This is a genomic window from Stenotrophomonas maltophilia group sp. Smal32 (assembly GCF_030237085.1).
Classification (GTDB): domain Bacteria; phylum Pseudomonadota; class Gammaproteobacteria; order Xanthomonadales; family Xanthomonadaceae; genus Stenotrophomonas; species Stenotrophomonas maltophilia_Q.
The window spans coordinates 1-11,768 of sequence record NZ_JASJSI010000125.1; the positions used below are offsets into that span (position 1 = coordinate 1).

Below are 11,768 nucleotides of genomic sequence, written 5' to 3' on the forward strand. Positions count from 1 at the left end.
ATCACCCTGTCACTGCTGGAGCGCCTGCGTTCGCGCGAATCCAATTCGTTCACCGATCGCCTGCTGTCGGCGATGCGCAATGAATTCGGCGGCCACGCGATCAAGAAGTCGTAGGCACTGCGGTGGGGGGGGGGGGGGGGGGGGGGGGGGGGGGGGGGGGCGCCCCGCCCCCCCCGGCTGTGGGGGCCCCGGGCGCCCCCGCCCCCCCCCCGCCCTCGGCCCGCCCCCGCCGCGCCCCCCCCCACCCCCTCCTCGTCTTCCTTATTCTTGCCCGGGTGGACGCGCACGCAAACTGGCCGTGCCCCTGCGTTGGTATTGCGCAGGGGCGTAAGCGCCATGGATGGCGCGCCCGAGCCTCCAGGGATGGATTCACGGCATCCCCTGCGCAATCCCTCCGCAGGGCCAACCACACGAATCCTGCCGCACACCGCGAGGGACTCAGCCGTTGGCCGAATCCCCTACAGCGGCCGTGCCGGATCCACCAGCCCGTACTGGCTGGCCATCCGCGCCAACGCGATGTTGTCGTGGATCCCCATCTTCTCGAACAGCCGCGCCTTGTGCGTGTTGACCGTCTTCGCACTCAGGCTCAGGCGCCGCGCGATGTCTTCCTGGCGCAGGCCCTGGGTCAGCAACAGCGCCACCTCAAGCTCGCGCGGCGACAGGTTGTCGAACGGCGAACCATTGCCTTCCACCGTCGACAGCGCCAGATTCTGCGCGATGCTGGTGCCCAGGTAGCGACGACCGGCCGCCACATCACGCACCGCACGCAGCAGTTCCTGCGCATCGCAGCCCTTGCCGATGTAACCGGCCGCGCCGGCTTCGAGCAGGCGCTTGGGCAGCGGGCCGTCTTCCAGTACCGACACGATCACCACGCGGGTATTGCGGTGGCTGCGGACGATGCGCTCGGTCACTTCCATGCCGCTCACGCCCGGCAGATGCAGGTCGCACAGCACCACGTCCGGCAACAGCTGTCGGACCTCGCGCAGTGCGTCCTCACCGGTCTCGGCTTCGCCCACCACCTCGATGTCGGTTTCCCCCGACAGAATCATCTTCATACCGGTGCGGACCAGTGCGTGGTCATCCACCAGGTAGACTCGAATCGTCATTCACGTACCTCTTCGAATGCGGCCATTGCAGGTCAAGCTAGGCAGGGTGCCGATACCCTGCAAGCGCGTCCGGAATGTGGCGCCGGCGATCTGCCTTGCGCATCACATAACCGCGCGTTGTGCTTGCCCCTGTCTTGCAGAACCTGCTGCAACGAAACAACTGATCTATCACGTAGACGTCCCTCAAGGGCCATCCACGTCAAACCCCCTGTGGTGGTGCTTCGCTGGCCTTCGCTGGCGGCGGGCCGTGACGTCGCCAAGGGTGCCGGCGACTGAACATGACCAGATAGCACCCTACCACCCAAACCAGCGCGGCACACCATCCGGCCAGGATGTCGGAGGGGTAATGCACCCCCAGGTAGACCCGCGACACACTGACCAGCAGGCTGAACGCGGGTGCCAGCATCAGGACCGGCCAGCGCCAGCGGGTGTTCCAGGCCAGCAGCACCAGGGTCACCGCCAGGGTCATCGAGCCCATCGCGTGCCCGCTGGGGAAGCTGAACGTCGACTCCGGCGCAATCGATTCCCACAGGCTGGGGCGCTGGCGCTGGAAGAACTGCTTGCTGCCCATGTTCAGCAGCGCCGATCCCACGAAGCTGACCGCGACGAAGGTCGCCTCGCGCCAGCGCCGGAAGCCCAGCAGCGCGCCGATGATCAGCACGTCGGCCGGGATCAGGAACCACTCGTAGCCCAGTTTCGAGATGAGCACGAAGAAACGGTCCAGCCACGGCGAATGCAGACCATGCATCTGCCACAGCAGGGGCGCGTCGAAATGGAACGATTCAAACTCGTGCACTTCGTCCGCCAGGGCAACAAAGCCTGCCAACGGCAGCAGTAGGCCACCGAACAACAGGACCAGGCGCCAGGCGTTGCGCGCCATCCAGTGGCGGAAGCCGGAGGCGGACTCCGGTGCGGCGAGGATCGCAGGCTTATCCGGCGCTTCGGACATATTTGTGTTCGACGTAATCGTCGATCAGGGCGACGAACTCCTGGGCGATGTTGTCGCCGCGCAGGGTCACCTTCTTCTCGCCATCGACGAATACCGGTGCCGCAGGCGTCTCACCCGTGCCCGGCAGCGAGATGCCAATGTTGGCGTGACGCGACTCGCCCGGCCCGTTGACGATGCAGCCCATCACCGCCAGGGTCATGTTTTCCGCACCCGGGTGGTGGATCTTCCACAGCGGCATCTTCTCGCGCACGTGGTTCTGCACCACCTTGGCCAACTCCTGGAAGAATTCGGAGGTGGTGCGGCCGCAACCAGGGCAGGCCGTGACAAGCGGCGTGAAGGCACGCTGGCCGGTGGTCTGCAGCAGCTCCTGGGCGACGATCACTTCCTGCGTGCGCGACTGGCCCGGTTCCGGGGTCAGCGAGATGCGGATGGTGTCACCGATGCCTTCCTGCAGCAGCACGCTCAGCGCCGCGGACGATGCCACGATGCCCTTGCTGCCGATACCCGCTTCGGTCAGGCCCAGATGCAGGGCGAAGTCGGAGCGCTGGGCCAGGTCGCGGTACACCGCGATCAGCTCCTGCACGCCACTGACCTTGGCCGACAGCACGATGCGATCGCGCGGCAGGCCCAGCTCCACTGCCTGCTCGGCCGAATCCAGCGCCGAGCGGATCAGCGCCTCGCGCAGCACGCGGCCGGCGTCCCAGGGCTGTTCGCGCAGGTTGTTCTCGTCCATCAGCTTCGCCGCCAGGGCCTGGTCCAGCGAGCCCCAGTTGGCGCCGATGCGCACCGGCTTGTTGTAGCGGATCGCGAACTCGATCAGCTGGGCGAACTGCAGGTCCTTCTTCTTGCCGAAGCCGACGTTGCCCGGGTTGATGCGGTACTTGGCCAGCGCTTCGGCACACGCCGGCTCGGCGGTGAGCAACTGATGGCCGTTGTAGTGGAAGTCACCGATCAGCGGTACATCGATACCCATCATCGCCAGCTTCTCGACGATGCGCGGAATCGCCGCAGCGGCTTCAACGGTGTTGACGGTCAACCGCACCATCTCCGAACCGGCACGCCACAGCTCGGCCACCTGCTTCACGCTGGAGGCGACATCGGAAGTGTCGGTATTGGTCATCGACTGCACCACCACCGGCTTGCCCCCGCCTACGGTGACCCCGCCGATCTGCACGGCATGGGTCTGGCGGCGGGGCCAGGAGGTGGCATCGGAGGGCGGAGTCGGGCGGGTGACGGCGTCGTGCATGGGCGCATTCTACCGCCCGCCCCCGCATTCGGGGTGACTCGCATTCAGCCGGCGGCACGGCTGCGGCCTATTGTCGCAGGCACGCTCGCCCGTGAACGCATACGATGAGCGTGCATGACCGGTCCCGACGCCCCGTTTCTCCGTACCCTGTGCAGCCTGCGCTGGCTTGCCGTGGGCGGCCAGGCCGCCACCATCCTGGTCGCCACCTGGGTGCTGGGCCTGCCGTTGCCGCAGCTGCCACTGTGGGCCGGCGTGGCCGTACTGACCCTGTTCAACATCTACACCCAGCTGCGCCCGGAAGCGGCTGATACCGCGCCCCTGACCGCGTTCGGCCACATCCTGGTGGACGTGATCATCCTGACCTGGATGGTCGGCTGGAGCGGTGGCATGGCCAATCCGTTCAGCTCGCTGTTCCTGATCCTGATCGCGCTGGCTGCGTTCGCCCTGCCCCTGCGCTGGGCGCTGGCGGTGGCACTGGCCTGCCTGCTCGGCTATGCCAGCAGTGGCGTCTTCGGCCAGCCGCTGCCGGACGGTTACTTCCGCGCGCAGGACCTCAACCGCTGGGGCGTGGTCGCCAACTTCCTGATCTCCGCAGCGGTGGTGCTGGCCTTCTCGACCCGGCTGGCCCTTGCGCTGCGCCAGCGCGAACTGGAACTGTCGGCCCTGCGCGAGCGCTTCGCACGCAACGAGGGCATCGTCGCCCTGGCCACTCATGCCGCCTCGGTGGCCCATGAACTGAACACACCGCTTGCGACCATGACCCTGCTTGCCGACGATGTGGCCGAGCGCAGCGAAGAACCGGAAGTGCGCGAGGACATGGAAACGCTGCGCGAACTGCTGGTGCAGTGCCGGGAGCGCGTGCTGGCGCTGGCCGCACCGGCCTCGGCCGATGCACCCGGACGCAGCCATTCCAGCGCCCAGCAGGTGCTGGAGCAATGGCGGCTGGTGCGCCCGACCATCGACCTGCACCGCAACGACGATGCGCCGCTGCGGTTGCCGCTGGACCCGGGCGTGGGCCACCTGCTGATGGTGCTGCTGAACAATGCCGCCGATGCTGGTGAACAGGCCGGCCGGCCGCGCGTGGACCTGGACCTGCGCATCGAAGGCGACGATCTGATCGGCGAAGTACGCGACTACGGCCACGGCTTCAACGCGCGCGCCGCGGTACTGCCGGGCAAGCTGTTCGGCAGCAGCAAGAGTGAAGGCATGGGGGTCGGCCTGGCCCTGTCCCATGCCACGATCGAACGCCTCGACGGCGAGATGTGGATGCGCCCGGCCCAAGGGGCCGGCAGCCGCGTCGGCTTCCGCCTGCCGCTGGCCCCACGCGAGGAAACCCCATGAGCGCCTCAACCCTCGGCCTGCTGGTCGACGACGACGAACTGTACCTGCGCACCCTGCAGCGCAGCCTGGCCCGCAAGGGGCTTGAAACCCAGACCGCGCAGGATGCCGCCAGCGCGCTGGCATTGGCCCGCCAGCACCCGCCGGCGTTCGCCCTGATCGACCTGAAGCTGGGCAGCGACTCCGGCCTGGCACTGATCCAACCGTTGCGCGCCCTGCGCGCGGACATGCGGATCCTGCTGGTGACCGGCTACGCCAGCATCGCCACCGCGGTGGAAGCGATCAAGCTCGGGGCCGACGACTACCTGCCGAAGCCGGCCACGGTACCGATGATCCTGCGCGCCCTGGGCGAGGAGGATGACGGCCCGGCCGACGACGGCGAAATGGAAGTGCCCGATGCGATGACGCCGATCAGCCGCCTGCAGTGGGAACACATCCAGCAGGCGATGCACGAAACCGGAGGCAACGTATCAGCGGCCGCACGCCTGCTCGGCATGCACCGGCGTTCGCTGCAGCGCAAGCTGGCCAAGCGACCCAGCCCGGAACGCGACCCGAGCCGGTGACACGGCGTCGCCTCCGCCGGGCATGGCCCGGCGCTACCGGATTGTAGAGTCGAGCATGGCTCGACCCTACAGGGGGCGTCAGCGCTTCAGCTGCGCGAGGATCTCGCGGGTCATCGGATCGGCTACCGCCACATCCTCGCCCTGCAGCGCCGGCAACAGGCCACTGGCCAGCTGCTTGCCCAGTTCAACACCGAACTGGTCGAAGGCGTTGATGTTCCAGATCACCGACTGCACGTACACGGCGTGTTCGTACATGGCGATCAACGCACCCAGCGCCTGCGGGGTCAGCGCGTCGAGCAGGATCAGCGTGCTCGGGCGCCCCCCCGGATAATCGCGGTGCGGGTCGTCGCTGCTCTGGCCATTGGCCAGCGCTTCGGTCTGCGCCAGCAGGTTGGCCAGCAGCGCCTGGTGATTGATCGTGTACGGATCATCGTTGTGCACGCAGCCGATGAAATCGGCCGGCACGACGCTGGTGCCCTGGTGCAGCGCCTGGAAGAAGCTGTGCTGCACGTCGGTACCTGCCCCGCCCCACCACACCGGCACGGTATCGGTGGTGACCGGCTGGCCATCACGCTGCACGCGCTTGCCCAGGCTTTCCATCACCAGCTGCTGCAGGTAGGCCGGCAGCAGCGCCAGGCGCTGGTCGTAGGTCATCACCGCGTGCGTGGCATGGCCCAGCACGTTGCGGTTCCAGATGTCAGTCAGGCCATGCAGCACCGGCAGGTTGCGCTCCAGCGGCGCGTCCAGCGCGTGCGCATCCATCTGCGCGGCGCCGTCCAGCAGCTGCTCGAAACGCTCGAAACCGATGGCCAGCGCAATCGGGAAACCAACCGCCGACCACAACGAATAACGGCCACCGACCCAATCCCACATCGGCAGCACGCGATCGGCGGCGATGGCGAAGGCCTTGGCCGCACGCTCGGGGTTGGCGCTGACCGCGTACAGGCGCTCGCTGCCACCCAGCCAGTCGTGCAGGATCTGCCCGTTGAGCAGGGTTTCCTGGGTGCCGAAGGTCTTGGAAATGAGGATGCCGGCGGTCCTGGCCGGATCCAGCGTGGCCAGCGTGCGCTGCATGGCGGCGCCGTCCACGTTCGACACGAAATGCACGCGCAGGCGCGCACCGCTGACCGGGCGCAGCGCATCGGCGACCAGGCGCGGACCGAGATCGGAACCACCGATGCCGACGCTGACCACGTCGGTGACGCCGCTGTCTTCCAGCGCGCGCACCAGCACACCCATGCGCTGGCGGATTTCGCGCGCGGTGGCATAGGCCTCGGCCGCCACCGGCGCATCGACCACGTCGCCGCGCAGTGCGGTGTGCAGTGCGGCGCGACCTTCGGTCAGGTTGACCTGCTCACCACGGAACAGGCGCGTGATGGCACCGCCGACATCACGTTCGGCGGCCAAAGCCAGCAATGCCTGCAACGCCGCGGCATCGTATTTCTGCCGGGCGAAGTTGACGTACAACGGACCGACCCGCAGCGCCAGGTCCTGCACGCGGCCGGGTTCGGCGGCGAGGAGGCTGGGGATGCTTGCGCCCTTCAGGCGCTGGGCGTGGGAATGCAGCGAGTCGAATCCGTTGTTCGTTGTCATGCGGCCTGGGTCGGGATCGTGTCGTTGGTGTGGGTGATCTGGTTCTTGCCATCAACGTACACCAGCTTCGGCTTGAAGCTGTCGGCTTCCTGCTCGGTCATGCTGGCGAACGCGGCGATGATGATGATGTCACCGACCTGCACGTGGCGCGCGGCGCCACCGTTGAGCGAGACAACGCCGCTGCCGGCTTCGGCGCGGATGGCATAGGTCGAGAAGCGCGCACCGTTGGTCACGTCCCAGATGTGCACCTGCTCGAACTCGCGGATGCCGGTGGCAGCCAGCAGGTTGTCATCGATGGCGATCGAGCCTTCGTAGTTCAGCTCGGAATGGGTGACGGTGGCGCGGTGGATCTTGGTCTTGAGCAGGGACAGGTGCATGGGGGCGCTGCAACGGCAAAGGAAAGAGCGGATTCTAGCACCCGCTTGGCCATCGTCAGGGGTCTGCGGCAGGACGCTGAAGGCCGTTCAGGTGCCCTCGCCCGGCGGCATTGCCGGAGCGCGGCCGGAGGCACCCTCCAGCCAGAGGCGGAACACCGCATGGAAGGCCAGCCCGGCAACCAGGCCGAGGCCACCCGCCGCCAGCACCATCAAGGCGTAGCTGATCACATCGAAGGTATCGACATAGCGCAGGCGGTGCAGCAGGGGGCCCTGGGTTTCACCCGGCCAGCCGCAGGTGGCCATCGCCAGCGCGCCAAGGCCAAAGCCGGCCAGCACGAAACCGGCCCGGCGCAGGCGTCGCTGAGAATGCTGGATCAATGCCATCGGCAGCAGCACGGCAATCGCATTGCAGGCTGCCAGCACGAACATCAGCCCCCCACCGGTGAGCGCAGGCATCGGCGTACGCCTGAATTCAAGCGCGAACAACAGGCCGCCAAACAGCTGGGCCGGCAGCATGCCGGCCGCCAGCACCGCCAGGATCGAGGCCTGGGCGAGGCGGCCCGCGTCAGTGTCCGGTTCCTTCATTTCCAGTCTCCCGTCCGTGGGATGGTGAGAGGCGCCCCGCGGGGCGCCCAGGAGCCAGGTGCGGCTCAGAATTCCAGGTTGTCGATCAGGCGCGTCGTGCCCAGGCGCGCGGCGATCAGCGCCACGCGGCCGCCGCCATCGAAGGTCGGCTCAGCCAGTTCGGGCGTGCGCAGCACCGCGTAGTCGACCTGGAAACCAGCCGCCTGCAGCGCGGCCGTGGCGTCGGCCTCGATCTGCGCCCGCGTGTACCCGGCCACGTAGCCTTCGCGCATGCCCAGCAGCGTGCGGTGGATGGTCGTCGCAACCGGGCGCTGTTCTGCGCTGAGGTACTGGTTGCGGGAACTCTTGGCCAGGCCGTCCTCGTCGCGCACGATCTCGGCGCCGACGATCTGGATGGGGAACGACAGCTCAGCCACCATCTGCCTGATCACGGCCAGCTGCTGGTAGTCCTTGCGGCCGAACACGGCCACATCCGGCTGCACCTGCAGGAACAGGCGCGCCACCACCGTGCAGACGCCATCGAAGTGGCCCGGGCGGCTGGCGCCTTCCAGCACCTCGCTCACGCCCGGCGTGTGCATCTGCGTGGTCTTGTCCACGCCCAGCGGGTACATGGCCTCGACGCTGGGCAACCACACCGCGTCGCAGCCGACCTGCTCCAGCCCGGCCACGTCGGCCTCGGGCGTGCGCGGGTAGCGGTTGAAGTCTTCGTTCGGCCCGAACTGGGTCGGGTTGACGAAGATGCTCGCCACCACCCTGTCGGCGTACTGGCGGGCCAGGGTCACCAGCGAATGGTGGCCACCGTGCAGATTGCCCATGGTCGGCACCAGCGCCACGCGCAGGCCTTCGCGCTTCCACTGGGCGATCTGCCCGCGCAGCGCGCCGAGCTCGTTGAAGGTCTGGATCATTGAGCGTAGGCGTGCTGTTCGTCGGGGAAGCTGCCGTCGCGCACGGCGTCGGCATAGGCGCGGGTGGCACCGGCCACCGAGCCGCCTTCGGCAAGGAAATCCTTGACGAACTTGGGGCGGCGATGGCCACTATCCAGGCCGAGGAAATCGTGCAGCACCAGCACCTGGCCGTCGCACTGCGGGCCGGCACCGATGCCGATGGTCGGCACATCCACCGCCGCGGTCACTTCCGCAGCGACCGGGGTCGGCACGCATTCGAGCACCATGATGCTGGCGCCGGCGGCGGCCACCGCCCTGGCATCTTCCACCAGCTGGCGCGCGGCATCGCCACGGCCCTGGATCTTGAAGCCGCCCAGGCGCAATACCGACTGCGGGGTCAGGCCCAGATGGGCGCAGACCGGAATCTCGCGCTCGACCAGGTAGCGGATGATGTCGACCTTGAAGCCGGCACCTTCGATCTTGACCATCTCGGCACCGGCCTGCAGCAGCTGCAGCGAGGCATCCAGCGCGCGTTCCGGGGTGGCATCGGCACCGAACGGCAGGTCGGCCACCAGCAGCGCGCGCTGCAGCACGCGGGCCACGGCGCGGGTGTGGTAGACCATGTCGGCCACAGTCACCGGCAGGGTCGAATCATGGCCCTGCACGACCATGCCCAGCGAATCGCCGATCAGGATCAGGTCGATGCCATTGGCATCGAAGGTGCGGGCGAAGCCAGCGTCGTAGGCGGTCAACATGACCAGCTTCTGGCCGTTGCGCTTGGCCTCGGCCAGGGCGGGAACGGTCCAGGGCTTGCTGTCTGCGTGGGTGCTCATGTGCTGATAACCGGGGGAGATAACCCGGGCATTATCACCCTATCGGCGCGATCCCGCAGGCATCCACCCGCATCACTGCATCCCGCACGCGGCCATGCCCGGGAATGGCCAGATCCGGCGCGATTTCGGCCAGCGGCACCAACACGAAGGCACGCTCGTGCATGTAAGGGTGCGGTACCTGCAGGCCGGGCTGGTCGAGCACCTGCGCGCCATACAGCAGCAGGTCCAGGTCCAGCGCGCGCGGCCCCCAGTGCACCGCCGCGTCACGCACGCGACCAAAGCGCTGCTCCAGCGCCAGCATCGCCTGCAGCAGTTCATCGGCTGCCAGTGACGTTTCGACCGCGGCCACCGCGTTCACGAACGGTGGCTGGTCTTCATTGCCCCAGGCCGGCGTTACGTACAGGCGCGAGGCCTGCAGCACGCGTGTCCCGGGCAGGCCGTCCAGCGCGGTGATCGCCGCGCCGACAGTCGTGGCCGCATCGCCGAGGTTGGCGCCGAGGCCGATCCACGCAGGCGTCATTGCTTATTCGCCAGCTGCACCGGCCGAGGCACCCGGACGGCGACGACGACGGCGCCGCTTGCGCGGTGCTCCGTTCTCGTCATCGCCCTCTTCGCTGTGCATCGCATCCAGCGACGATTCCAGCTCGCGGCCGGACTGGGCCTGTGCCTCACGCCAGAATTCAACATCGGCAGCGTGCTCGGCCGAGGCCACCTGGCGCAGGCTGAGGAAGTCGAACGCGGCGCGGAAGCGCGGGTGCGTGAGCGTACGGAATACGCGCTTGCGCTGGCGCGAGCCGAAGCGCGACTGCAGCAGCCAGATTTCCTGCATCGGCAGCGAGAAGCGGCGCGGCAATGCGATGGTGCTCAGCTGCTGCACGGTCACACGGTCGGCAGCACGACGCTGCGCCTCCTCCGGTGCCACGCCCTGCTTGAGCAGGGTCGCCTGCGCGCGGCAGAACGCCGGCCACAGCAGCAGCGCGAACAGGAACGCGGGCGAGACCGGCTCGTCGTTGGCCACGCGCGCATCGGTGTTGGCCAGGCCCTCGACCAGCATGCGGCGCAGCGCGCCGGTGCGGTTGGACTTCAGCGCCTTGGCACTTTCCGGGAACAGCACGTCGAGCAGGCCGTAACGCTCCAGGCCTTCGAAGCTGGCCACGCCGTGCCCGGACAGGAACAGCTTCAGCACTTCCTCGAACAGGCGTGCCGGCGCGGCTTCGTTGAGCAGGCCGGCCAGCTGCGGGATCGGCGCGGCGGTGCCCTCTTCGATCTGGAAGCCGAGCTTGGCCGCCAGGCGCACGGCGCGCAGCATGCGTACCGGGTCTTCCTGGTAGCGCTGTACCGGGTCGCCGATGAGTTTCATCAGGCGCGCCTGCACGTCTTCGAAGCCGCCGGTGTAGTCACGCACCGAGAAGTCCTCGATGGCGTAGTACAGGGCGTTGCAGGTGAAGTCGCGGCGGATGGCGTCGTCTTCGATGGTGCCGTACACGTTGTCGCGCACGAGCATGCCGTTTTCCATCTCGCGGTCGCCGCTGCCGTCATCGCTGTTGGCGCGGAAGGTGGCGACTTCGATGATCTCGCGGCCGAACACAACGTGGGCGAGGCGGAACCGGCGGCCGATCAGGCGGCAGTTGCGGAACAGCTGCTTGACCTGTTCGGGCGTGGCGTCGGTGGCCACGTCGAAATCCTTGGGTTGGCCATTGACCAGCAGGTCGCGCACCGCGCCGCCGACAAGGTAGGCGCCGAAGCCGGCATCGCGCAGGCGATAAAGCACGCGCAGGGCGTTCGGGCTGATGTCCTTGCGGGAGATCGTGTGCTGGTCGCGCGGGATGACGCGCAGGCTGAACGGTGATGTAGCAGAGGAAATGATGTTGGCGCTTCCGGTTGAAGTTTCGGGATTGCCCAATGGCATCGAGGTGCATATACTAGCGCTCCTGCCTCGGCAGCGACACAGTTACGCTCCCTTCGTCTAGTGGTTAGGACGTGGCCCTCTCAAGGCTAAAACAGGGGTTCGAGTCCCCTAGGGAGCGCCAGTCGCCGCAGCAGGAACCGAAAAAGCCCGCCCTCGCGCGGGCTTTTCTGTTTTCCGGGTTTGCGACTCCAGAAGATTGATCGCTGTGGCGCCTGCCTGTTCCTGCGTTTGAGGGGGCGGGGGGCCCGCCCCCCGGCCCCCCCCACAACCCCCCCGCGGGGTGGCGGGGGGCGCCGCGCGGGCGCCCCCCCACCGGCCGCGCGGGGCGCCCCCCCCCCCCACCGTTTTTTTGTATTATAAAAATATCACCCCCCCCCACAACTCA

At 67.8% G+C, this 11,768-nt stretch carries 12 protein-coding genes, 1 tRNA gene and 1 pseudogene; 4 read left to right on the top strand and 10 right to left on the bottom strand.

The annotated features are described in order from the left end of the window. Positions 1-114, top strand: a pseudogene (locus QRO91_RS19755) (6-phosphogluconate dehydrogenase); the annotation flags it as partial. 344 nt (positions 115-458) lie between these two features. Here the strand turns inward: QRO91_RS19755 and QRO91_RS19760 are convergent. The 3 genes from QRO91_RS19760 to ispG form a co-directional block, all read right to left on the bottom strand. Beyond that, positions 459-1,106, bottom strand: coding sequence for a response regulator (locus QRO91_RS19760; RefSeq protein ID WP_005409067.1), 648 nt, complete (start codon positions 1,104-1,106; stop codon positions 459-461). Positions 1,107-1,305: 199 nt separating this feature from the next. Then, complete coding sequence (locus QRO91_RS19765) at positions 1,306-2,055, bottom strand: phosphatase PAP2 family protein (RefSeq protein WP_049429316.1); 750 nt, start codon at positions 2,053-2,055, stop codon at positions 1,306-1,308. Beyond that, on the bottom strand, positions 2,036-3,301 hold the full coding sequence (gene ispG, locus QRO91_RS19770; protein WP_100443619.1) for a flavodoxin-dependent (E)-4-hydroxy-3-methylbut-2-enyl-diphosphate synthase: 1,266 nt from the start codon (positions 3,299-3,301) through the stop codon (positions 2,036-2,038). The genes QRO91_RS19765 and ispG overlap by 20 nt, the downstream gene beginning before the upstream one ends. Before the next feature lie 114 nt (positions 3,302-3,415). Between ispG and QRO91_RS19775 the strand changes: the two genes are divergently transcribed. Beyond that, positions 3,416-4,642 (top strand): ATP-binding protein, encoded by a 1,227-nt coding sequence (locus QRO91_RS19775; RefSeq protein WP_049431723.1) that lies wholly within the window; start codon positions 3,416-3,418, stop codon positions 4,640-4,642. Next, entirely contained in the window at positions 4,639-5,202 is a 564-nt protein-coding gene (locus QRO91_RS19780) for a response regulator transcription factor (RefSeq protein WP_005409063.1), read from the top strand. The genes QRO91_RS19775 and QRO91_RS19780 overlap by 4 nt, the downstream gene beginning before the upstream one ends. Positions 5,203-5,280: 78 nt before the next feature. Here the strand turns inward: QRO91_RS19780 and pgi are convergent, their stop codons facing one another. From pgi to pcnB, 7 genes are all read right to left on the bottom strand, one after another. Further along, positions 5,281-6,795: a glucose-6-phosphate isomerase gene (gene pgi, locus QRO91_RS19785; RefSeq protein ID WP_049431724.1), complete on the bottom strand. Its 1,515-nt coding sequence runs from the start codon at positions 6,793-6,795 to the stop codon at positions 5,281-5,283. After that, entirely contained in the window at positions 6,792-7,172 is a 381-nt protein-coding gene (panD, locus tag QRO91_RS19790) for an aspartate 1-decarboxylase (RefSeq protein ID WP_005409061.1), read from the bottom strand. Before panD ends, pgi begins: the two co-directional genes overlap by 4 nt. Positions 7,173-7,259: 87 nt before the next feature. Next, a complete protein-coding gene (locus QRO91_RS19795) occupies positions 7,260-7,757 on the bottom strand; it encodes a hypothetical protein (protein ID WP_049431726.1) in 498 nt (165 codons plus the stop codon). A 65-nt stretch (positions 7,758-7,822) separates the two neighbouring features. Next, a complete protein-coding gene (panC, locus tag QRO91_RS19800; RefSeq protein ID WP_049431728.1) occupies positions 7,823-8,662 on the bottom strand; it encodes a pantoate--beta-alanine ligase in 840 nt (279 codons plus the stop codon). After that, a complete protein-coding gene (gene panB, locus QRO91_RS19805; RefSeq protein WP_049423510.1) occupies positions 8,659-9,474 on the bottom strand; it encodes a 3-methyl-2-oxobutanoate hydroxymethyltransferase in 816 nt (271 codons plus the stop codon). Before panB ends, panC begins: the two co-directional genes overlap by 4 nt. A 34-nt stretch (positions 9,475-9,508) precedes the next feature. Continuing rightward, the gene (gene folK, locus QRO91_RS19810) at positions 9,509-9,994 is read right to left on the bottom strand and encodes a 2-amino-4-hydroxy-6-hydroxymethyldihydropteridine diphosphokinase (RefSeq protein ID WP_049431731.1); all 486 of its coding nucleotides are present in this window, start codon (positions 9,992-9,994) and stop codon (positions 9,509-9,511) included. A 3-nt stretch (positions 9,995-9,997) separates the two neighbouring features. Continuing rightward, positions 9,998-11,377 carry a polynucleotide adenylyltransferase PcnB gene (pcnB, locus tag QRO91_RS19815; protein WP_049431734.1) on the bottom strand — a complete coding sequence of 460 codons (1,380 nt, stop codon included), beginning with the start codon at positions 11,375-11,377 and terminating at the stop codon, positions 9,998-10,000. A 52-nt stretch (positions 11,378-11,429) separates the two neighbouring features. On the opposite strand from pcnB, the gene QRO91_RS19820 reads away from it, so the two are divergent. After that, positions 11,430-11,504 (top strand) — tRNA-Glu (locus QRO91_RS19820). The last annotated feature ends 264 nt before the right edge of the window (positions 11,505-11,768 follow it).